This window comes from Candidatus Paceibacterota bacterium, assembly GCA_035438625.1.
GTDB lineage: Bacteria > Patescibacteriota > Minisyncoccia > Phycocordibacterales > DAORIS01 > DAORIS01.
Window position 1 is genome coordinate 42966 of sequence record DAORIS010000002.1, and the last position, 22473, is coordinate 65438.

17 protein-coding genes, 5 tRNA genes and 1 other RNA gene are annotated in these 22473 nt (G+C 42.4%); 11 read left to right on the plus strand and 12 right to left on the minus strand.

Features of this window, described 5'->3' with window-relative positions:
• Position 1: 1 nt before the first annotated feature.
• The 9 genes from PLF31_01040 (at position 2) to PLF31_01080 (ending at position 7052) form a co-directional block, all read left to right on the plus strand.
• Positions 2–73 (plus strand) — tRNA-Glu (locus PLF31_01040).
• 183 nt (positions 74–256) lie between these two features.
• Positions 257–793 carry a peptide-methionine (S)-S-oxide reductase MsrA gene (msrA, locus tag PLF31_01045; GenBank protein HRH26043.1) on the plus strand — a complete coding sequence of 179 codons (537 nt, stop codon included), beginning with the start codon at positions 257–259 and terminating at the stop codon, positions 791–793.
• Positions 794–808: 15 nt separating this feature from the next.
• Positions 809–1207: a peptide-methionine (R)-S-oxide reductase MsrB gene (gene msrB / locus PLF31_01050; GenBank protein ID HRH26044.1), complete on the plus strand. Its 399-nt coding sequence runs from the start codon at positions 809–811 to the stop codon at positions 1205–1207.
• Between the two features lie 43 nt (positions 1208–1250).
• Positions 1251–1323: transfer RNA gene (locus PLF31_01055), tRNA-Val, on the plus strand.
• Between the two features lie 128 nt (positions 1324–1451).
• Positions 1452–2366, plus strand: coding sequence for a laccase domain-containing protein (locus PLF31_01060; GenBank protein ID HRH26045.1), 915 nt, complete (start codon positions 1452–1454; stop codon positions 2364–2366).
• A 74-nt stretch (positions 2367–2440) separates the two neighbouring features.
• Positions 2441–3628, plus strand: coding sequence for a tRNA (adenosine(37)-N6)-threonylcarbamoyltransferase complex transferase subunit TsaD (locus tag PLF31_01065; protein ID HRH26046.1), 1188 nt, complete (start codon positions 2441–2443; stop codon positions 3626–3628).
• A 21-nt stretch (positions 3629–3649) separates the two neighbouring features.
• A complete protein-coding gene (locus PLF31_01070; GenBank protein ID HRH26047.1) occupies positions 3650–5788 on the plus strand; it encodes a valine--tRNA ligase in 2139 nt (712 codons plus the stop codon).
• Between the two features lie 51 nt (positions 5789–5839).
• Positions 5840–6538: a PrsW family glutamic-type intramembrane protease gene (locus tag PLF31_01075; protein ID HRH26048.1), complete on the plus strand. Its 699-nt coding sequence runs from the start codon at positions 5840–5842 to the stop codon at positions 6536–6538.
• Positions 6539–6548: 10 nt separating this feature from the next.
• Positions 6549–7052, plus strand: a complete 504-nt coding sequence (locus PLF31_01080) for an Hsp20/alpha crystallin family protein (GenBank protein HRH26049.1) — start codon at positions 6549–6551, stop codon at positions 7050–7052.
• A 29-nt stretch (positions 7053–7081) separates the two neighbouring features.
• Here the strand turns inward: PLF31_01080 and PLF31_01085 are convergent.
• Together PLF31_01085 and PLF31_01090 are read right to left on the minus strand one after the other, a co-directional pair.
• Positions 7082–7157: transfer RNA gene (locus tag PLF31_01085), tRNA-Phe, on the minus strand.
• A gap of 43 nt (positions 7158–7200) precedes the next feature.
• Entirely contained in the window at positions 7201–7542 is a 342-nt protein-coding gene (locus PLF31_01090) for a hypothetical protein (GenBank protein HRH26050.1), read from the minus strand.
• Positions 7543–7582: 40 nt separating this feature from the next.
• On the opposite strand from PLF31_01090, the gene PLF31_01095 reads away from it, so the two are divergent.
• Positions 7583–8422 (plus strand): DUF4105 domain-containing protein, encoded by an 840-nt coding sequence (locus tag PLF31_01095; protein HRH26051.1) that lies wholly within the window; start codon positions 7583–7585, stop codon positions 8420–8422.
• A gap of 8 nt (positions 8423–8430) precedes the next feature.
• Here the strand turns inward: PLF31_01095 and PLF31_01100 are convergent.
• The 4 genes from PLF31_01100 to PLF31_01115 all read right to left on the minus strand — a co-directional run bounded on the left by PLF31_01100 (position 8431) and on the right by PLF31_01115 (position 9845).
• A tRNA-Arg gene (locus PLF31_01100) sits at positions 8431–8502 on the minus strand.
• Positions 8503–9134: 632 nt separating this feature from the next.
• Positions 9135–9371 (minus strand): glutaredoxin family protein, encoded by a 237-nt coding sequence (locus PLF31_01105; protein HRH26052.1) that lies wholly within the window; start codon positions 9369–9371, stop codon positions 9135–9137.
• Between the two features lie 80 nt (positions 9372–9451).
• A tRNA-Gly gene (locus tag PLF31_01110) sits at positions 9452–9525 on the minus strand.
• 2 nt (positions 9526–9527) lie between these two features.
• On the minus strand, positions 9528–9845 hold the full coding sequence (locus tag PLF31_01115; protein ID HRH26053.1) for a hypothetical protein: 318 nt from the start codon (positions 9843–9845) through the stop codon (positions 9528–9530).
• 273 nt (positions 9846–10118) lie between these two features.
• On the opposite strand from PLF31_01115, the gene PLF31_01120 reads away from it, so the two are divergent.
• Entirely contained in the window at positions 10119–10664 is a 546-nt protein-coding gene (locus PLF31_01120) for a hypothetical protein (GenBank protein ID HRH26054.1), read from the plus strand.
• 65 nt (positions 10665–10729) lie between these two features.
• On the opposite strand, the gene lepA is transcribed toward PLF31_01120, so the two are convergent.
• The 6 genes from lepA to PLF31_01150 form a co-directional block, all read right to left on the minus strand.
• Complete coding sequence (gene lepA / locus PLF31_01125) at positions 10730–12568, minus strand: translation elongation factor 4 (protein ID HRH26055.1); 1839 nt, start codon at positions 12566–12568, stop codon at positions 10730–10732.
• Positions 12555–14231 carry a lipid II flippase MurJ gene (locus PLF31_01130; protein ID HRH26056.1) on the minus strand — a complete coding sequence of 559 codons (1677 nt, stop codon included), beginning with the start codon at positions 14229–14231 and terminating at the stop codon, positions 12555–12557. Before PLF31_01130 ends, lepA begins: the two co-directional genes overlap by 14 nt.
• 5 nt (positions 14232–14236) lie before the next feature.
• Positions 14237–16639: a tetratricopeptide repeat protein gene (locus PLF31_01135; GenBank protein ID HRH26057.1), complete on the minus strand. Its 2403-nt coding sequence runs from the start codon at positions 16637–16639 to the stop codon at positions 14237–14239.
• 53 nt (positions 16640–16692) lie between these two features.
• Positions 16693–17066: RNase P RNA component class A (rnpB, locus tag PLF31_01140), an RNA gene on the minus strand.
• Between the two features lie 30 nt (positions 17067–17096).
• Entirely contained in the window at positions 17097–18848 is a 1752-nt protein-coding gene (locus PLF31_01145; GenBank protein ID HRH26058.1) for a peptidoglycan-binding domain-containing protein, read from the minus strand.
• Positions 18841–22452 (minus strand): tail fiber domain-containing protein, encoded by a 3612-nt coding sequence (locus tag PLF31_01150; GenBank protein ID HRH26059.1) that lies wholly within the window; start codon positions 22450–22452, stop codon positions 18841–18843. The genes PLF31_01145 and PLF31_01150 overlap by 8 nt, the downstream gene beginning before the upstream one ends.
• Positions 22453–22473 lie beyond the last annotated feature (21 nt).

Sequence of the window (22473 nt, forward strand, 5' to 3'; positions counted from 1 at the left end):
TGGCCTCATCGTCTAACGGTTAGGACATGGGCTTTTCAAGCCCAGAATCGGGGTTCGATTCCCCGTGAGGTCACAAAAAGAATTGACAGTTATACGTGGGGCGTTATGCTTTTACATAGAAGCCCGCAGGTGTCGATCCATATACTATTTACCGTCCGAAGTAGTGGAAGAAGGCAGATCGACAGTGCGGAATAGGTCCTGTCCTTCATTTTTATGGGGAGACAGGACCTTTTTTATTAACCTCTAATATCAATACATGGAATCAAAAAAATATGCATATCTTGGAGGTGGTTGTTTCTGGTGCACAGAGGCAGCATTTAAACTCGCAAAAGGGGTAATTTCTGTTATGCCTGGATACGCTGGTGGAACCGTTCCAAACCCTTCGTACGATGACGTGTGCGATGGAAATACTGGTCACGCTGAGATTATTAAAATCGAATACGATCCTTCGATAATTTCATTCAAGAATCTATTAAAGATATTTTTTGTTTCTCACGATCCCACAACACTCAATAGACAAGGAAATGATGTTGGTACTCAGTATCGATCTGTAATTTTCTACACAAACGAAGAAGAAAAGAAAATTGCAGAGGAAACAATTTCTGATATTAACCAATCTGCAAAGCCAGGAGACCCAGTAGTTACTGAAGTCTCTCCTCTTACCGAATTCTACCCAGCAGAAAATTATCATCATAATTATTACGCTAACCACAAAGAAGCTGCGTACTGCCAATTTGTCATTAACCCTAAACTTAAGAAGGTGCAGCAAGAAGCAGCAGAACTACTGAAATAGGCATATACTATATATATGAGTGATCAAACCCCTCCTTCAGAAGAAGAATTAAAGAAAATGCTCACACCAGAGCAATATAAAGTACTTAGAGAAAAAGGGACTGAAATGCCTTTCTCTGGTAAATTCTTACAAGAAAAAAGGAGTGGATCATATAAGTGTGTAGTGTGTGGCAACCCTCTCTTTGCATCAGACGCAAAATTTGACTCTGGTACTGGCTGGCCAAGTTTTGACCAAGCACTACTTGGATCCGTAAAACTTGAACGAGATGCAACGCACGGCATGGAGCGCACAGAAGTTACATGCGCACAATGCGGATCCCACCTTGGACACGTTTTTGATGATGGACCAGAAGCCACGACCGGAAAACGCTACTGCATGAACTCTGTATGTCTGGATTTCGAAGAAAAGAATTGATAGTCTATTCCTCGCGGGAGATTAGCTGTTTTGGTAGTTGTTTGGGCGATTAGCTCAGTTGGTAGAGCATCTCATTGACGTTGAGAGGGTCAGAGGTTCGAGTCCTCTATCGCCCACCCTGTATAAAACCGGCTACACTAAGCCGGTTTTACTATTCTCAGCATTACTGGTTTTTTGACCAAAAACATGTAGTATTCGAGGCGGACGTTTCTTACACAACAATTTCTTCTTTAAAGGAGCCACCATGGCTGCTAGGAACAAAATTGAGACAGTCGACGAGTACGGAATCTGGCGCCCTGGCTGCTTTACAGCCAAAGGTATCTACTTCGGCGGAGCAACCAAACGCTTCTTCTCACAACTCGACCCTCATGGTAATTCATGTACTCCGCAACGAATACGTGCCCTCATGCGGGAAAACTGCGGTGTCATTCCTTATTCATCAAGTGATCTGAAAGGATTTCTTCGGGAATTTACATACAAGTTGAGGGGTGATGCAAGCGCAGCTCACAGCTATGTAAAAACGGAACTAAAACATACGTCACACTCACTGATACTTGATGAACGGTATTTCAAGCTAAGAACAAGTGATCAGTGTCAAAAATCAAAAGCAAAAGACGCGCTTCTAACCCGACTTTCAGGTGTTGCAATGATCATTAGCGCATCAGATTGCACACCAGTTGCCATATACGATCCAGTACATCACGTTGCAGCTTTGGTGCACTCCGGGCGGACAGGCACCGCAAAGCGCATTGCAGCAAGAGTCATTCGTCTCATGGAGGACAACTTCAACACAAGTCCCGCTGATGTAGTTGTCTCCATCGGACCGTCAGTATCACATAGTGCGTACGATTTTTTAACCAAAACATACCGGGAGTTTGTAATCGAGAACCATTATACCGACAACGATCTTGGACGCTTCAGAATTAATCGGGGTAACGGATCGTATGGACTCGACATTCCAGCAGCAATCCGGTTCCAACTAGAACAAATCGGTGTTCAACCTGAAAAAATTTACCGGTCAGACCTTACAACGACCGAAAACACCGATTTGTTTTGCTCAGCATCTGCAGCACCGGGTAATAACCCTGAAGAGCGTGTCGCAAACAGCGGAAGTAACGTGTACATGCTCATTCTTGAAGACCCACTCACTGACTTATAAAGAAACAGCTTAATTGCCTGTCCATCCTACGGACAGGCTTTTTTTATACCTATATATGCGGTAGCCTGTTGTATATGCGCATACTTGCCATTGAAACGAGCTGTGACGAGACAGCTACAGCAATAGTTCATGGAACAGGGTCAATTGAAAACCCTGTTTTTTCACTTATCTCCCAAGAGGTTTTTTCTCAAGCTGATCTTCATACGCTCTATGGTGGCGTACTTCCAAATCTTGCACGTCGTGAACATGGACAAAAAATAATTCCGCTTGTGACTACTACAATTGAAAAAGTAAAAAGCACTCCAATTGAATCGACAGAAATAACCCTAGAACACATCAAACATATTCTTCTTCGAGAACCAGAGGTGTATGACGCAATAATTTCAAACGGATTATATTTACTCAAACCCGAGATTGACGCAATTGCTGTAACTCAAGGACCAGGACTTGAGCCGGCACTGTGGGTTGGAATTAATACTGCACGAGCTCTAGCGCTTCTTTGGAATATTCCTCTTATCCCAACTAACCATATGGAGGGTCACATCATTTCACCTCTCCTTAAGGCTCCTGGAAGCCCAGAAGTGCAATCTGTGGCATTTCCTGCAATTGCACTACTTATTAGTGGTGGTCACACCGAGTTAGTACTCACTCCATCGTGGGGACTGTACACCACCATTGGTCGCACGCGTGACGACGCGCTTGGAGAGGCGTTTGATAAAGTTGCACGTTTACTGTCACTTCCATATCCAGGCGGAGCACTTGTGAGCAAACTTGCAAAAGAAGCACGCAGCGAAGGAGCAGTTCCGCAAGAACACGGAGTACACCTTCCCCGCCCAATGATTCACAGCAAAGATTTTGATTTTTCATTTTCTGGAATTAAAACAGCTGTTTTATATTTAATCCGCGACTTAACAAAAACCGGAGAATTAACTGACACCCAAAAGAAAGCAATCGCATGTGAATTTGAAAACGCTGTTTCCGAAGTTATTACTTCAAAAACAAAAGCTGCGTGCATTGCACACAGCGCAAAATCACTCATCGTTGGTGGTGGTGTCATTGCAAACGATGTAATTCGAGAACGCCTTGAAACACTCGGTACCGAGCTTGGCATTACAGTACTCCTTCCAACGAGAGATCTATCAACAGATAACGCACCAATGATTGCTATGGCAGGATATATTCGCGCACTCGAAGATCGAATAATTACTCCTAATGCAATCCTTGAAACCGTAGTTAAGGCAGAGGGAAATCTCTCCTATTAGATGCTAATATCTACACATCCTATGAACGAAAAATTCACCAAACCATACGACCCGCAAGGAACAGAGTCACGTATTTACGAGATCTGGGAAAAATCAGAATATTTTAATCCTGACAATCTTCCAGAGCGTCACAAGACACCATTTACCATCGTCATGCCTCCACCAAACGCAAACGGTGACTTGCACGTTGGGCACTCTCTCTTCATCACACTTGAAGATGTAATAACTCGTTACAAGCGAATGAAAGGGTTTAAAGCACTATGGATCCCTGGAGCTGACCACGCTGGGTTTGAGACACAGATTGTGTACGAAAAGAAACTAGAGAAGGAGGGGCGTTCACGCTTTAAGATGGATTCACAAGATCTCTATAAAGAAATCTATGATTTCACTATTGAGAATAAAGCGAAGATGGAAAACCAGGTTCGTCAGATGGGAGCATCGTGTGACTGGTCTCGAGAAAAATTTACACTTGATCCCGACGTAGTTGAAACCGTGCAGCAAACATTTAAGAAAATGTATGACGACGGATTGGTGTACCGCGGAAACCGCATTGTGAATTGGTGTTCAAAACACCAAACTTCCCTTTCTGACGTTGAAACAGAAAGCAAACCATTCACCGATCCCTTTTATTACTTCAAATATGGACCTTTCACTATCGGTACCGCTCGCCCAGAAACAAAGTTTGGAGATAAATATGTAGTGATGCATCCAGATGATAAGCGATATATAGAGTACAAACACGGAGATACGTTTGAAACTGAATGGATCAACGGGCCAATCACTGCAACCATCATTAAGGATGAGGCAATAGATATGGAATTTGGTACTGGTGTCATGACTATTACCCCATGGCACAGTCAGATCGACTTTGAAATCGCCCAGCGACACAACCTTGATGTAGAACAAATTATCGACCTTCGCGGAAAACTACTTCCAATTGCTGGGGAATTTGCTGGTATGAAAATTGCAGAAGCTCGACCAAAGATTGTTGATAAACTTGATAAAAAAGGGCTATTGGTAAAAATAGATGAGAAATACGATCACAACGTCCCTTGTTGTTATAAGTGCAACACGATCATTGAGCCACAAATCAAGGCACAATGGTATGTAAAGATGAAGCCACTCGCTGAAACGGCACTTAAGGCTGTTGAAGATGGAAAGATCTCCTTCTATCCTGATAACTATCGAAAAATATTTAACTACTGGATGTCGAACACGCTTGACTGGAACATCTCCCGACAAATTGTCTGGGGCATTAAGATTCCTGCCAAAATCTGTACTAAGTGTGGACACGGTGTGCCTGACACAGAAAACAAAATCTCTGTATGTGAAAAGTGTGAAAGCGAGATGGTACAAGACACAGATACCTTTGATACATGGTTTTCTTCTGGCCAGTGGCCATTGATTGTCACTGGATACCCAGATGGAAAGGACTTCAAGGAATTCTATCCAACCGATGTCATGGAGACAGGATACGACCTCATATTTAAATGGATTCCTCGTATGGTCATCTTTGGCCTCTACGTAGCAAAAGAAGTTCCGTTTAAACACGTATACCTACATGGTCTTGTAAATGATGCTCAAGGAAAAAAGATGAGTAAGAGTAAAGGAAATGTGATCAACCCCCTTGATATGACTTCTAAATACGGAACAGACGCGCTCCGTATGGCACTTGTGGTTGGTAACCCACCAGGAAGTGACACCGCTCTATCCGAAAGCAAAATCAAAGGATACAAGAACTTTGCCAATAAATTGTGGAACATTTCCCGATTCGTATTTTCAAATACCGAAGGACTATCATTAAAAACAAACACACAATACGCTGAAGCAGATGCTGTATTACTCAAAGAACTCACTGATGTAGTTACCGACATAACTTCTGACTTCGAAGAATATAGATATCACCTTGCTGCAGAAAAAATATACCACTATGTCTGGCACCGATTTGCTGATGAAATCCTTGAACAAAGTAAACCAATCATTGCAGGTGAAGATATATCACTAAAAACTTCAAGACAACAAACCTTGCTGTATATTCTCCACCAGTCAATTACTGTTCTCCATCCATTCATGCCATTTATCACTGAAGAAATCTGGGCACATTTCCCAAAAGAAAAAGAAGGAGACTTACTCATGGTGAGTGAGTGGGCAAAAAAGTAACAGTGTTTATAAAAAACATATAAAGGTATGCGATAATACTACGCATATCGTATGGATGTACTGTTTACGTTAACACTAATATTCGCTGCTGGATTTATTCCCGCGCTCTTGTGGTTGTGGCTTGTATTATCTGAAGATCGAGCTAACCCGGAACCTAGAAAGCGACTAGTTATTTCTTTTCTTGCTGGAGCTATAGCAGTACTCGTAGTACTACCATTCCAGGAATATATTTTTAACTCTCCTGTTTCTTTTGCAGTCATGATTCTACTCTGGGCACTTGCAGAAGAAGTGCTTAAGTTCGGTTTTTCTGCAGTGTTTGCACTTCACACTAAAGACGCTGATGAGCCTATTGATGAGATTATCTATCTTGCAGCAACAGCACTTGGATTTGCGGCATTTGAAAACATGTTATTTCTCTGGGAACCACTCATGACTGGAAACTTATCTCAAGGAGTAGTCATCGCCCACATGCGATTTGTTGGCTCAACACTCGTTCACCTCGTTTCATCAATTATCATTGGTACATTCCTTGCTGAAACATTCTTCAGTAGTCGTTTAAAAAAGATTTCAATGGTTATCATTGGTCTCTTTATCGCAACCCTCTTCCATGCGTCGTACAACCTCTTGATTATGGACGCATCAAATTCATCAGTGCTTCCAACATTCATGGCGCTGTGGATTACTGCCCTTTCTGTACTTTCATATGCACACCATCTTAAGAAACGGTATATAATCAAGATATCAGCATAAATCGTCATATATGAGCAAAGAAAAAAAATCATTCTTCGAACGTCTAACAGGTGCCATGCGCATGGACGATGAAATGCCAGAACATGGCCAATCTCACGCACCCATCCTAAATTCACACCCACAAATACGGTCAAACACTCCGTCATCTGTCATAACTCCATCACCATCGTGGGGAGAAGAAGCTGAAGGCCAGTTAACTGTAGATGTATACCAGACGCCGGACGATATTATTATTAAGACAATGGTCGCAGGTGTTAAGCCTGAAGACCTTGATGTAAACATTGCTCGTGACATGGTCACTATTAAAGGCTCGAGGGAGCACCTTCCAGAAGAATCAGCTGATTTCTTCCACCAGGAACTCTATTGGGGATCATTCTCACGAACTATCATGCTTCCTGAAGAAGTTGATATTGAAGGAGTGGAGGCAAATGAGAAATACGGACTTCTTACAATCCGATTGCCGAAGATAGACAAACATAGGCAAACCAAGGTTCGAGTCAAAAGCCAGATGTAACAAAAAATCCCCTCATGGGGATTTTTTCATGGTGCCGAGGACCGGGCTTGAACCGGTGACCCCACGCTCTTCAGGCGTATGCTCTACCAACTGAGCTACCTCGGCATAAACTGTTGCAACCTCACCATTCTAAGCGATTTTGGGGCTTTTACAAGCTCTCACCTCCTGTTCCAGTCTTTGGAGCTTCCCCTGAACCATTTATCTGGTATGACTCCTGTAGGCGTTCTAACTGGGTACTAAAGCCCTCTAGAATGGTTGAATCACGTCCCGAAACGGTTTCATAGACACTAGTCACCGCCTGCAAGTACGGCTGAATGAAGTAGAAGGCACCGAGCGCAAGACCGATAATCACAATCCAGTAAATTACCCTGTAAATCCTTCCCCATTTCTGGGCTCGATACATCGATCGAACCATGCGGGTGTTTTCACCCAACTCTTGTTCAAGATGAGCAATACGCTCTTCGAGCTTTCCTACATTATTCTCTTCCATTAGGGACTAGTATATCATCCGCTATACTATAGATATTCACATGAAATATATTCCAAGAAAAAGAACTGTATTTATTGCACTCACACTGATTATTTGTATCGCGTTACTTTCATGGATATCTATCCGACCATCGAATGAGCGAGTATGGGCAACTGACCAAGCAGTACTTCCACATGCAGAAATCAATGGAGAACAAATCACGATACGTAATATCCGTAACTTTACATACACATCAACCACAAATTACACCCCATCGTATTACGACAAAACATTTGATCTTTCAAAGATACGTTCCGTTGATTACATTGTTGAACCGTTCTCAGACTGGGAAGGGTCAGCTCATACATTCCTTACATTCGGCTTTGGAGAAAGTGAGAGTACAGCTGAGTACGTCTCAATATCAGTTGAGATTCGAAAGGAGCAAGGTGAGTCATTCTCAGCCCTTAAGGGACTCTTAAAACAGTATGAACTGATGTATGTAATCGCTGATGAGCGCGATGTCATTAAACTTCGCACCAATTACCGAAAAGACGAGGTATTTCTTTATCCAGTCAAAGCTGATAAGCCTGGAATGCAACAGTTATTTCTCAGTATGATTGAACGGGCAAATAAGTTGTACAGAGAGCCTGAGTTTTATAACACCTTAACAAATACTTGCACGACAAATATCGTGAAGCATGTAAACGAGATAGTTACGGAGCGAAAGGTTCCACTTAGCTACAAAGTGTTGTTTCCAGGATACTCTGACCAACTTGCATACGACTTAGGGCTTATCGACACAGCCCTTCCTTTTGAAGAAATGAGGGCAACATACAAGATCAACGAAAAAGCTGAAACGTTTGCAGACGATCCTGAATTTTCTGTAAAAATACGACGATAACTTAATTGTGCCACCGGCAGGAATTGAACCTGCATCTAGGGCTTAGGAGTCCCTTGTTCTATCCGTTGAACTACGGCAGCATTGAAATACACACGGATCTCTTCTATCAAACACATGATCAGCTTAAAATACTGACCACTTTTCGCTATCCTAACACGACACATGCCATAAGGTAACTTACCTAACTTTTTACCCTCAATAATCTCTGTTTCGTAAACTTGTGATTTTTTGAGACTTAAATACGATGTCCAGAATTCAATAGCATTATTTTTGTCTATATCAGAATACAACCTAAGTGATATTTTCACAGATTCAGACTTTACTCCAATTTCATATAAACATTCTAGAAAAACTTTGATTAAACCTGGATCAGAATTTATCAGATTCAATTCTTTTTTATTGCCCTCTCCCCAATATATAGAAGCAAGTAGTAATAACTTATGATTTATCGATAAAGTATCCTTAAAAAGTAGTTTTGCCTTTTGATGAGCAATTTTCCAATTTTTTTCTGCTGTTCTTTTACTTCCACCTTGTTTTTTGCGAAGGATATCCACGAATTCAGCATTAACACTGATATTCTTTATATGATGGAATATAGTGGTTTTACTTCTCCTAAGTTCTTGTGAAATTTCAGAGATACTGTGACCTGTTTCACGTAAAAAATGAATCCTTTGTATTTCAAGTGGATTAAGTGGCACACCTGCCATACCACCTATTTGATCTCCAGGAGTTCTTTGATATGTGCCTCGTCAAAACCAATGACAATGTCATCATCAATTGCAATCACAGGAACACCCATCTGTCCTGACTTTTCTACCATCTCCATCCTCTTTTCAAGGTCAGAGAGAACATTATGTTCAGTATATGGAATTTCGTTATCCTTAAAGAAGTGTTTTGCGTGTTCGCAGTGAATACAAGTTGGTGTTGAGTATATTGTTACGTTTTTCATAGGGCGTAAGTATACCATTTTTTATTTTCCTGGTCATTAAATCATTATCAAAAAAGCATAACGAATAAGTAAATATAAAGTGGTGCGGGATAGGAGAATCGAACTCCTGCCTCATGCTTGGGAAGCACGTGTCCTACCACTAAACAAATCCCGCAATTATTCTTCGTCTTCTTGTTCAACAAAAATATATACCCCTTCTCCTTCTTTGCCAACTCCATATTTTTTACGCATTTCTATTTCTTTTCCAAGCGGAGTCTTAATTGCGGCAATGTTATCTTCCAATTGGATCTTTCGTGCCTGCATATCATTGAATGACTTCTCTGCTTGCTTTGCATATTTTGAGACCTCAGCATATGTAGTGTACATTCCCCACGCACCTTTAATAGCAAAAAAGGCAAGGATCGTAAAAGCCCCTGCTAGTCCATACCACATCGCTGCTTTGATAGCAGCCCTTGAAGCTCGGGGCTGTTTCATATAGTATATGATTATACATCACACATATATGTCACTTTATTCAAACCGATCAAACAAATTTATCAAGCGCCTTTGGATGGTAATCAGCATCTTGGTTATTATTTCGTTCCTTCTCTTGTACTTGCCTTCGTTTAGGTTCTAAATTGGTTTCAAAACATACATCTTGACATACTGACACAAAATGCCAGTGTTCTCATAGGTCGCTACTGAAAAGTGCTTGGCAAGTGTCAGCCACCTGGGTGTTCCAGGTCAATGGTAGCGAAGGAGCTCTTTATGTTAAAGCGTTGGAACAGACTTACTCTGAAGTGGATTAAGGATAACGAATACCGTAGCACTGGCATTAGTCAACTAGGAGCTGATTGTGGTAACTATGTACTTCACAAACTTACCGCCACGTCATATCCAGGTTCCTACGGACAAATTGAGATACACGTAGGTTGCTTGTTCGGGAAGAAGCTGCACGAAAAAGACATAACCTTTCTCAGCAGTTTAATCCATAAAGTACTTCAAGAAACAAGCGGTCAAGTCACCCATTCAATGGACAACCCGGGATTGTTTACGTTCCATTTCGTCGTATCCGATAACCACGGCTTCTCAAAACGAGCAATTAAAATCGTCAGATCCATCCTGAGAGAGTTCCGAATTGACGATTTCAATAACTCCACACTTACCAACTTTCACTTCGAACAACTAACATTTGTTAAAGTTAAAGGTGACTGGATACAGTTAGATGTTCTAATTCGTATGAACAACGGTCTTCCTTGCATACCAAGAAAGGTTGTAATTCCACAGCGTCCGAGAAAATTTTTACCAATCTAAATAGACAACCAATACCACCAACGCACTAAGTGCACGTTGGTGGTTTTTATATTTAAAAAGTAAACCTAATCCCCTCCCTTCACCATCTTAATGAAGACATCTTGAGGAATATTCACCGTTCCTCTCTCCTTCATTTTCTTCTTTCCTTTCTTCTGTTTTTCGAGAAGTTTCATCTTTCGTGTAATGTCACCTCCATAAAGGTATCCGGTAACATCCTTTCGCATGGCTGAGACGCTCTCTGAGGCGATAATTCGGCCCTGGGCCTTTGCTTGAATCTTCATAGCAAACATTTGTCGTGGAAGCACAGATTGGAGCTTCTCGACGGCTTTTCGGGCTTCAAGCTCCAGGCGTTTTCGTGAGACTACACGTGCAAAAGCAACCACTGGTTCGTCAGCAACAAGTATGTCCATTCGAACAACATCGGCACTTCTCATCTCACCCATTTCATACGAGATAGAAGCATATCCTGATGTGAGACTTTTAATCTCATCAAAAAAATTTCGCATCATTTCTCGAAGTGGCAACTTTGCTTCAATCGCAGTTCGCTCTGTTCCAAAAAGATCAGTGTTTCCAACTTCTGCTTCATGTTCGTATAACACTTGTACCAAGCTTCCAACATATTCAGGAGGAGTGATGAGTTTAATGTTCACCCATGGTTCTCGAACCGATGTTATTAATGAATCTTCTGGAAAGAATATTGGTGAATATACTTTTTCAGTTTTTCCGTTTTTCATGGTCACTTCGTATGTGATAGATGGAGTTGTAACAATAAGTGAAAGTGAAAATTCCCGCTTTAAGCGTTCAGTGATAATTTCCAAATGAAGCATTCCGAGGAATCCGCAACGGAATCCGCGACCAAGGGCACCCGATGATTCTTCTTCAAATGAAAGTGCCGAGTCAGATAGCTGCAAACGTTCAAGCGCCTGTCGAAGCAACGGAAAATCGTCTTGGCTTTCAGGATAAAGTGATGCCCACACAACTGGAAGTGCTGATTGATATCCAGGTAGTGCTTGTACTGGCTTCTTATCCAAGAAAATCGTGTCTCCAACAGAAGCAATTCCTGGCTCCTTGATTCCAGTTACAATGTATCCAATCATTCCGTTAGACAAACTATCAACTGGAGTTTCTTGTGGGGCAAACGTTCCTGTTTCAGTAGATTTGAATCGTGCATTTGAAACTGAGAATCGGCACTCGTCTCCTTTTTTAAACTCACCTCCGAATACTCGAACATACACAATAACTCCGCGGTGGTCTGAATATTGAAAATCAAAAATAAGTGCCCGAGGTCGGTCTTCTTGTGGAAATCCTTGATGATCAGTTACAACTTCTTTTGCTTCTTTTCTTTCAAATGGAGAAGGAATTCTTGCAACGATTGCCTGAATGAGTTCTTCTACTCCCTGTCCTGTCTTTCCAGAGACCTCCATAATTGTGTCTTCCTCCACACCTAAAAGTTCGGCCACTTCTTTTTTAACTCGTGGAATGTCAGCGTATGGAGAATCAATCTTACTTACTGCGGGAATAATCACATGACCTAGCGTTCGTGCCATCGCAAGTGTTGTTAGTGTCTGCGCTTGCACACCTTGTGTCGCATCAACCAAAAGCACTGACCCTTCTACTGCGGTTAGCGCACGTGATACTTCGTATGAAAAATCAATGTGTCCAGGAGTATCAATCAGGTGAAGCATAAAATCAACGCCATTGCGAGAATATTTCATGCGCACTGGCTGCATCTTAATGGTGATACCGCGTTCACGTTCCAGATCCATTGAGTCCAATACCTGGTCCTTCATTTTTCTTGCCTCAATTGTATGGGTCATCTCCAACATGCGGTCAGCAAGCGTGGACTTACCATGGTCAATATGGGCAATAATTGTAAAGTTTCTGATCTGCTTAGACTGGTTCATTTTCGGAGATGACTACGGCTGGCTTCTTACGTGTGATGCCGTCGAGGACGTGTCGAGCCTCAAGATTACCAATAGCTAGCAAAATTGCAAAGGCCCCAACAATTCCAGTCACTCCAGCGACTGCTCCATGGAGAAATACCCCCAAGACTCGAGTTGTATCAACTGAGTCTGCAAATAGCTGAAGTACTGTGTACGCAACTGCTCCTGCAACAAATGCACCCAGTAAATGTTCACATACAGGACGTACGAGTGAGCGGAGGTATCCCTTCATCACTTTCCTAAGAGACAACAGGAGACTACATGCAGTAACTGCTGCACCGATACTGAAAGCAATTGGAAGCATGAGGACATCACTTCCATATTCCCCCTCTACACGCAACAAGTGTTCTAGAAAGTTTTCGATAGCCGGCACCTTATTCCACAAGATCATTAATATTCCAAGTACCGCAAAGCTTGTAAAACCACCAAGTAAGTTGGAAAGGAGTGGAATTTTTGTACTTCCTCGTGCATACCATGTTCGGGTCATCACAAGAGAGAGTGACTGGAGTACAAGTGACGTTGTAAAGAGCGCAAAGGCTGCGGCAGTCAATCGCGTAGCATTCCAGTCAAAGGCACCAGCACCGAGCGCTGTTCGAACAATTTGTGCACGAAGGACAATACAGAGCGCTGAGGCGAGTAAGCCAAAAAAGATTACCTGACGGAGCGTAAAGATAAATTTCTCACGAAACACATCATTGTTCTGCTCTGAAAACAGTCTCGTCAGTGTTGGAAAAAGCGCAACAGAAAAACTCATACCAATAAGCGACAGTGATACTGACTGAAGGTTCCATGCCAAGTTGAATACGGTAATTGATCCCACAACCAAATATCCTGCGACAATAACGAATGTAAATTCCACCAACTCTGAGATTGATAAAGATAATGTTCGAGGAAGAGACGCGCGAATCACAGATGCGCTTTTCCTCAAAATTACGAATGGATTTTCTCGCGAAAGTCCTGGCACTTTTTTCTGCTTGATCAAATACGGAAGTTGAATTGCAGCGTGCAAGAACGCTCCAATTGCGACACCCCATACCGCCCCAATAATTCCATGTCTTCCAGCTAAAAATACTGCACCGCAGATAATTCCCAGGTTATACAGGATTGGTGATAGCGCAGTAATGATAAAACGTTGTGATGTCTGAATGATCGACGAGAAGATATTCGAAATACCCAAGAGAATTGGAGAGAGCAATAATAGCCGTGTCATAGCAACGAGCTCAGGCATCATGTCACCATATGCCGGGAAAAGAAGTGGGAGAATGAGCGGCGCTACAAAAAATGCAGCGAGTGCAAGTATAAGCACCATCCAGAAAAAAGCAGTAAATATTGTCTTGATTAATTCTTCTTGATCCTTTTCTCCACGCTTTTGCGCTTCAACAAGCATTGGCACAAGCACTGAAACTGAAATCAGTGCTGAGACAGCAATAAAGAGCATGTCTGGGATACGAAACGCAGCATAATAGAGATCTAGCTCTTTACCCACTCCAAACGTACTTGCAAACACTCGATCTCGAAAGAGTGCCAGTAATTGCGAAACAAGTGCTGATGCAGCAAGAATATATGCTGCATGATGTACAGCGCGTACCTCTTTATTAAACAGTCCTATGAGGTTCCGCACCATAGCGGCTATTCTTCAGTTTCCCCTTCGCTTCCAGTAGTATCTTCTTCTGTGTCAATAGCTTCCTCTGCCTGAATTGCTCGTGAACCACTTGAAAGTGAACTTGAGAGCGCTTGCACATCTGTGTTTTCAGGGTTTGTTGTAAGCAAGATGTCTGTAAGCATTCGAGCCTCTTCGTTTCTTCCTAGTTCCCTGTATGTAAGTGCCAAGAAATACTGCGCGTTTGCATACTGAGGATTAATGATAAGTGCTCGCTCAAAATCACGTGATGCCCCCTCAAAATCATCTATGTTGTACTTAAGAATTCCAACCTGGAGATGTGCATCAGCATTTGTAGGAGCAGTGAGTGCACCAACTTCAGCAGCTTCGATTGCCTTTTCTATTGAATTCTCTTGGATGTGGAGCTGTGCCTTGAAGAAATATGCGTCTGTGTAATTTGCCTTGAGTGCAATTGCTTGGTCAGCATATTCGAATGCCTTAGAGACATTACCGTTATTCCTCTCAAGTTGCGCAAGCGCAAGCTTAATCAATGGATTAGATGGGGAAAGCTTCTGTGCTCGATCATACGCAGCGAGTGCTTGATCATATGCACCTTCAACCTTATACGCCGCAAGGACTGAGTATGTGTCTCCTAATGACAACCAGTTTACATAACTATCTTCATTAAGTGCAACTGCCCGTGATGCGATACCGGTAACTTGCTGCACAATTGCTTGTCCTTGTTCCTGGAGTGCCTGTTGTTGGCTCTGGCTAGCGTTTTGAGAACTTGAGACGAATGTTGAAAGCTGTTGCAAACCAACACTGATCAACTCTCGGTAATACGAATCCCTTTCATCGAATTGAAGTGCTCGATTATATCGTGATGTTGCTTCTGGAACATTTCCCTGAGCGAGTGCAGTTGAAGCACGATTCACTTCATATCGAGCATACGCTTGTGTTGTGAAGAGATATCCAAGCATGATGATACCCAAAAGAAGGAGAACAAGTCCTGCAACAGAGGCAAACGCTGCTCGTGGATCAGAGAGGTATGAGTACGCACGAGTTCGAACAATTCCCATCGCAAGAGCGACCGTGATAAGAAGCCCGAGAAAGACAAACAAATATGTGTACAGTACTAATCCAGGGTTGCTGAATAGGAAGATCAAGATGAGATATACGACGCTAAATGAAAGCACTGCACCGTGATTACGCTCATGTTCTTCTCCGACTGTTCCAAGTAATAACCTAAACATAAGGATTGCAGCAAACGCAATGAGTGCGATCCACGCCAATAGTCCTGGGATACCGAGAGTTACAAGTGAACTTAAGACTGTGCTAAATCCAAATGAAAAATCTGAGCTCCAAAGAATTGTGTTGTTGACTTCAATTGGCTTGAATTGGTTCCATGCGACATTAAATTGTCCTGGGCCCACTCCAAACACCTTTCCTTCCTTAATAACATTCCAACCAAGTTCAAGTGTTGCAAGTGGAGAAAGCTTTGCTTCAATGTGCGGTGCATTGAAATTATTCAAAAAGCCTAGTCCAGGAACGTTTGACGCGATTGAGAAGACACTTGCACGTCCTGAAATCAAAATCATTGCAAACGACACAAGCACGATAACAAGCGGAGCTGTTGGTATTTTTGTAATAAAACGAGACACAGGAGTAGCTGTTCCAGGAATCACCTCAGCAGCACGTTCTGCCATTTGCTGATTTGCCTGCCGTGTCATTTTAAGGAATGAGTACACGAAGATAAGAACTGCTGAAACACCCACCAACCACCAAACAGTGTTTATGTTAACAACTGAGATAGCAAGAGCTGAAATAACGATCGCAGCCGTTGAGATAACTACCCACAGACGCTTTCGCGCTAAGAACTGGTGGTATGCAAGTGAGAGCACAAGCAAGAAGCCCGCAAAGAGTCCGACATCTGGCCATGCACCAAGTGGAGATGAGAGGAGGTTTCCAAAAATTCCAAAGTTAAGTGTTGCAGGTCCCATCAAGAAACGAATAGTGTGGAAGAGGACAAGAATCGCACCACCGATCCATGTGGCAATAAATACCGAGCGAACAGTTCGGAGGGTTGTAAAAAATCGAACTGTAGCAAGAAGGAAAATAAGTCCCGCAAACACATAAGCAGCAGAATCAACCGTTGCAATATCAATAATTGTTGATGCACGGAGCGCAACAAGTGCTGAACTGATTATGGTAATAAGGAACAGTACCACAACTGCAGTTAATACGTGTGTTCGAGGAAATTCAAATGAACCGAGCTTAAGATCGCTAATAACAACTGATAATGCGAGAAACAACATCACAAGCAAGACCATGATTGGCTTACTTGCAAATAACATGAACGTTGAAGGAATAATGAAAAAGGGTAACGCTGCAATTAAAACAAGCAGTGCACCTCGCGAAATAAATGTAAGCATGATGTATAAGTATATAGTACAACCGCTAAAAAAAGCACAGCTCCCCATGTGGAGAGCTGTGGTGCACTGTAAGCCGAATTCTGTTCTAAGAGGTATTGCTACGTACTTAGAGATATATATATGTCTGGAGAATAGATCGCTCTATCCTTCTTGCGTCTCTCTATGCTCTTGCGCCTCGTACGAGACGTCGCAAGAACACAGCACGGACTTGCACTCAGGCAAGGATTTAGCCGTTTCATTCCCTTATTCAGTATTAGGGATTCACCCACAAGTGGGTGCCTCTGGCTTTCACCTCGGGCGTCACTGCTCGCACCTCGCGGATTACTCCGTGCAGGGGTTACCTGCTGCCTTTCTCCAGGCGGACCTGGGAGTGTTCGGACTTTCCTCACGATGTAGAAAATCTATATCGCGCATATACCCGTGCACATATATATCATGACACAAAAAAGAACTTTATTCAATACTTACGGTGTACCCTCTTTTTTGGTGCTAATGGGAGTGCCCCGCCGGCAACAATCATTGATCCGATGATAATCATGAGGTACATAAGAGCCATGTCTCGTGGTGTTCGTGTTTGTCCAAAGGCAGCGAAAGTGGAAGCGCCAGCACCTGAGCGGATAAGATTATCTTCTAAGAAATCTTCTGTTTCAGCGATCCAGGGAAAAGTCTCCCAGGGAAGCAGGCCGTTTGGAGTCCATCCACTGTCCCAAATAACAATACCATCCACATTAAGCGCTTTTAACGTATCAAGTTGTAGTCGATAAAAATCAAGTGGTAACTGTTGTAGCGCCAATCCTCCCGCTGTCGATTCATGATACCTTGGCCAAATAAATGGATACACCGGTTTACCATATCGCTCTGCAATAGCAACTGTATACTCGGCGTAATACAACCAATCTTGTTGACTATTGTTTGACGTATATAGAGATGGAAAAATATAATCTACCGCATTTGCAATTGGTGCAAGAAAATCACTTGCAGCAACAACCGCTTCGTACGCTGCAGTAAATTGTGCAGCTTGAGAAACCGCCCACGCATCACCATCTTGGAGTAATCCATAGTTAACAGCGTGCGTAAGCTCTGACAAAGGGATAATAGAGTAAATACCGACCTTTAAATCAGGTCGCTCGTCTCGTATCCACCCAATAACTCGCAAATATTTTTCTGTTGAACTTGCTACAGCCACCTCACTATGAAAGTTAATGTTTGCAGGCCAACTTTCGATATCAGGAACAGCTACAGCATTTAACGGGACTGTTTGTGCCCACGCACGAGTTGCAACTTCACTTGGCTCACCCGGGTTAGTTGCAGACGCATTATCAAAGAAATATCCTCCCCAACCTACATAAATCGGATTTACTGCTGCACTAAAGATTGTTGGTTTATCGGTATACCCACCTATCGCATCAAATATTTTAAATATAGTGTTGTAAACAGGATCTGGAGGAGCATTGTCGTTTGAATTATTTCGACCTCCACCACCTCCACCTCCACTCCTTCTACGCTTAACTGTAGTTGTCGCCGTAGAATTTGTTCCCGTGTTTTTTGCAAGCGTTTGATTAACTAAAGTTGCATAGGCAAGATTTAATGCCGATCTTGTTTGTGGTCCAATTGATCCAACTGGTTCAAGTCCTTTCGATAGCTGAAAACTTGCTACCGCCTGAGCGGTGATAGGGCCAAAAAATCCTGTTGGCGGTTCAGTCATAAAACCAAGCGCAACAAGCAATTCCTGAAGAGCCGTTACCTCAGCACCCCGAGCTCCAATTGTTTGTGGAAGAGTAAATGTAAATGAAGGAATTATTGTTGTGCTGGTTGTAGCTGGACTAGTAGGAAGAACATTCTGTGGTGCTCCACACACAAACAATCTAGTTAGAGGACCAAAAAATCCAGTTGCAGGAGTTATATTGACTGCCATTTGAAAATTTTTCAAAGCTTGCTGGGTCTTAAGTCCAAACGATGTAGTCTCTTGTCCAGGAGAACCGAGACCGGTTTGAGAAATGACATAGCCGTTGGCATTTAAGAATTGTTGGAGTGCGCGGACATCTTCACCTTCTGAATCAACCCTTAAATCACGAGTATAGATACAGGTTGTGTTTGTTTGAGCATTACTTTCTTTGAAAATAAATGCATCGTGCGTTAGCGATAGCCCAAAAATCAATCCGCTAATAGTTACATAACACACCAATCTCAAAAACTTAAAATTATTCATTTGTTTCTTCTGCTACTGACTGATTTTCTGCCTCTCCTGAGTCATTGCTTTGTGGAGACCTATTTGAGTCTACTTGCACCTCTTCAGTTATTTCTGTTGATACTTCTATAGATTCAAGTATATCCTCTTTTTCAACGTGCGATCCACCCACAACCTGTTCTTCACTGATGGGATCAATTGGGAGTGGAATTGGAGTAGGTGCCGGACCTGGATCGTCTATTGGTTTAGCCCCACACTCTAATTCAGTCGTTGTCATTTTTCCATTTTTAATCTTCACACAATATGGCTCTCCTGTTACTTCATCGTATAACGTAATACCTGTTGGGTTTTCTTGAGAGCCCACAGTAAACGTCTCGACAACTAATTTCTTTAAGGAAGTGAGGGTGTTCGCCATAAAACTTTCATATGAAATCGTTTCTAGTTGCTCATTGATTGTCTTAACTTTCAGGTCTAATTCTTGGATAGAGTTAATAATAAATGGAGTGAGATTTCCATACGCAACTGATTTATATCCAGTTTTTGAATCAGTTGAGACAAGCTCTGGGAATATCTTTTCTACTTCTTGAGCAATCAATCCAAACCGCTTTGTATCATCAGACTGAGAATTCCATTGGAATGAAACCGGGCGAAGTGCTGTGATACGTTCAAGTGATGTTAGTGGATCAATTGAAGCCACGTCTTTCTTTAATCGTTCGTCGGAAGTACATGTCCACGTTGTTGATGTTGGGTTGATTTCACAATACCCGTTTGTATCTTCAAATCGAACGGGAGCATCATCACTTGAAACATATACATGAAGTTTCTTTGCAGGAGAGGTTGTACCGATTCCTAGGGAACCAGCTGCAGTTATATTTAAGAGAGTATTCGAGGAACTATCTTGAATTTGAAAAAGATCAGCACTTTGTGCCGCAACACCTCTGATTATAATACCAATTCTACTATTCGTACTTGGAACAAATGTAACATTCCCAACTCCATTTCGAATATTTCCTCGTAGATCTGCATCTGGGCTAACAACAAATGAAGTACCACTAACAAGAAAACTATACGCAGACCCGGTATTGATGTTGGTATTAAAAAACAAAGTTCCACTACTTCTTATGTCGTTGGTAATCAACCTAGTATTTGCAGTAACTATGTCACCACTAATATTACCTCCTACAGTAAGAAGCGAGCCTGGTGTCGTAGTGCCAATTCCAACGTTCCCACTAACAATCAGTCCATTACTTGGCGCAGCGGTTACACCACCATATGTACCAATAGACACCCCTCCAACAACATCCAATGCTGACTTAGGAAAACCGGTCTTGAGACCGAGACGAATGTCCATTCGATCGTTGTCGTTTACCCATAACACTGACCCAGTACTCGTCGATGAAGCACCGTATGGAAACATATGAATATACTGACCACTTGCAATCGTTGTACCATTTCCATATCCTGTACCCAAAATACGGTTTGCGGTTCCATTTACAGCAACCTGAAGCCCGTATCCAGTATCAATTGCAATATCTCCTTGTAACACATTGAATCGAGAAGGATAAGTACCTCTGCTGGTAGTTCCAACTGCAACACGCACATCTCCCGCCACAGTATCGCTACCTGAGATTGTAATACCTCTACTAGTTGCACTTGTTCCACCCGGAACGACCAATGTTGCATACCAACCGTATGGAATAATTGTTCCGTCACCATATCCTGCCGTAAGATTCGTGCCTGTCACGGTACCCCCGAATGATCCGCTACTTGAAACCGTTAATGCTCCAGTTTGTGAAACGGTAAGTAAAGAGGTGCCTGTTGATGACGCAACCACTAACGGATTAGAGCCCGCTGATCCAACAATTGACAGCTTGGCGATTGGCGAAGTAGAACCAATACCGACGTTTCCTACAGAAGTTATTCTTAATTTTTCTCCTATGGTATTTGAACCCCTTGTAGAAAAGGCCAGGTAAGAATCATTAGTTGATGCAGCTTCCCAAGCACCAGTCACCAGTCCAGTAGTAAAATTACTTCCTGCTGACCAACCGTAAAAACCAAGTGATGATCCTACGTTTGCTGCCGCTACCGCATTATTAGTTATTCCTAGTGCAGGTGCAATACCTGAGGAAGTTGTAGCTATTGTTAAAGTAAATTGTGGAGAAGTTGTTCCAATCCCGACATTACCACTACTTCCTTGGAATCTCAGATACGGTGTACCACCCACTGTTGTTACAAAATCAACATTTCCACCTGTTGATCCATTACGTCCAGTAAAAAATTCAATATTTCCTGAATTGGTTGTTACATCCTGAGAAAATTTAATGTGAGCATTGTAGTAAGAGTTTTGAGCATAAAATTTTATAAACGATGAACTGTTATATGTAGGCTGTCCAAATCGGATATTTCCATTGTAAATATCAAATTTTTCCGCTGGAGTCGTTGTGCCAATTCCAATACTTCCGGACGCATTAATTACCGTAAGTGCCGTGCCAGCAGAATTTTGCCATTCTTGTAAAGTAGAACTTTGATTTGAAGCACCACGAATAATTAATCCTTTAGTTGTGCTTGCTGTTGCTGTTACATGAAGTTGTGCCAATGGACTTGAGTTACCGATACCAACTAATCCTGAACGATCAATTATTAACCGAGTAGTTGGGTTATATGTTGAGCCTGGCGTTAGTTCAGAATCAGTTCGTAGCTGTACATATCCATTATTAAAAAATAAATCTGATGCATATGTTGCTCGAGCAACAAATCCTGAAGAGTTATACTCTCCACCTTGCATTACAAGACCAATAGAATCACCTCCTGCACCAAGAAACATTCCCCCTCCCAAAGTGTTCGAACCATTGAAAAAACGAACACTGGTATAGCCTCCACCATCCACAGTAAGTGTATGTGTTGGTGTGTTAGTCCCCACCCCAACATTTCCACTCGCCCTCCAGACATCAGTTCCATTCGATGCCCAGTTTCCAACGGCAGCACCAGCTAGGAGGTTTCCTGCCCAGTACAAATTACCCCCATCGTTATAGAGAGAGTTTGAGGTATCAGAAGGGGGAGTAATTTCCGCAAGGACAACATACTGTGCCAAAGAGAGTAGCCCTGCAATTGATGAAGTAGCGGTGTCCGTAACTGAAAGCGCACGAGAGAAGTCAATGGCACCTATGTCATCTTGAAGGTCTGAGATGTCCCCATTGACATCACTGAACCGATCAGCCATATCTTCACGAAATGAATCGATGCGCTTGTTCACACGATCAAGAGAGACATTCGGTTGAGCTCGGAGGAGTTCTCTCATACGAACATCGATTTGAGCAATCACTTCTTCACGGGTGATCCCTGGTACTGTCACTTCACGGATGGTTTGGACAGTGTGGGTATCATAGACATATTCTGTTGATCCCTGAGGATACACAATGATAGGGGCAGTTTGTGGAGTTGCAACGTATGCAAAAGACGACGGCCCTTTCATTTCACATGAACCGAGGGTGGTGCAGTATATTCCACCAATATAATTTCCAAATGAAAATGCACGTAATTTTTCAACCGGAACCGCAGAAAGGAAGATAGTTGATACAGCTATTAATCCAAAGAAAAAAGCCGTAATTCGGAAGTACGATTTCACGGGTTAATTTTACCAGCAAAA

What these genes read in the sequence shown, in the direction of transcription:
- PLF31_01075 (HRH26048.1), top strand. Translation starts at nt 5,840, where the DNA reads ATGGATGTACTGTTTACGTTAACACTAATATTCGCTGCTGGATTTATT.
- PLF31_01065 (HRH26046.1), top strand. Translation starts at nt 2,441, where the DNA reads ATGCGCATACTTGCCATTGAAACGAGCTGTGACGAGACAGCTACAGCA.
- PLF31_01090 (HRH26050.1), bottom strand. Translation starts at nt 7,542, where the DNA reads ATGGAAGAGAATAATGTAGGAAAGCTCGAAGAGCGTATTGCTCATCTT.
- PLF31_01095 (HRH26051.1), top strand. Translation starts at nt 7,583, where the DNA reads ATGAAATATATTCCAAGAAAAAGAACTGTATTTATTGCACTCACACTG.
- PLF31_01105 (HRH26052.1), bottom strand. Translation starts at nt 9,371, where the DNA reads ATGAAAAACGTAACAATATACTCAACACCAACTTGTATTCACTGCGAA.
- lepA (HRH26055.1), bottom strand. Translation starts at nt 12,568, where the DNA reads ATGAACCAGTCTAAGCAGATCAGAAACTTTACAATTATTGCCCATATT.
- PLF31_01060 (HRH26045.1), top strand. Translation starts at nt 1,452, where the DNA reads ATGGCTGCTAGGAACAAAATTGAGACAGTCGACGAGTACGGAATCTGG.
- PLF31_01145 (HRH26058.1), bottom strand. Translation starts at nt 18,848, where the DNA reads ATGAATAATTTTAAGTTTTTGAGATTGGTGTGTTATGTAACTATTAGC.
- msrB (HRH26044.1), top strand. Translation starts at nt 809, where the DNA reads ATGAGTGATCAAACCCCTCCTTCAGAAGAAGAATTAAAGAAAATGCTC.
- PLF31_01130 (HRH26056.1), bottom strand. Translation starts at nt 14,231, where the DNA reads ATGGTGCGGAACCTCATAGGACTGTTTAATAAAGAGGTACGCGCTGTA.
- PLF31_01080 (HRH26049.1), top strand. Translation starts at nt 6,549, where the DNA reads ATGAGCAAAGAAAAAAAATCATTCTTCGAACGTCTAACAGGTGCCATG.
- msrA (HRH26043.1), top strand. Translation starts at nt 257, where the DNA reads ATGGAATCAAAAAAATATGCATATCTTGGAGGTGGTTGTTTCTGGTGC.
- PLF31_01115 (HRH26053.1), bottom strand. Translation starts at nt 9,845, where the DNA reads ATGAAACAGCCCCGAGCTTCAAGGGCTGCTATCAAAGCAGCGATGTGG.
- PLF31_01135 (HRH26057.1), bottom strand. Translation starts at nt 16,639, where the DNA reads ATGCTTACATTTATTTCGCGAGGTGCACTGCTTGTTTTAATTGCAGCG.
- PLF31_01120 (HRH26054.1), top strand. Translation starts at nt 10,119, where the DNA reads ATGTTAAAGCGTTGGAACAGACTTACTCTGAAGTGGATTAAGGATAAC.
- PLF31_01070 (HRH26047.1), top strand. Translation starts at nt 3,650, where the DNA reads ATGAACGAAAAATTCACCAAACCATACGACCCGCAAGGAACAGAGTCA.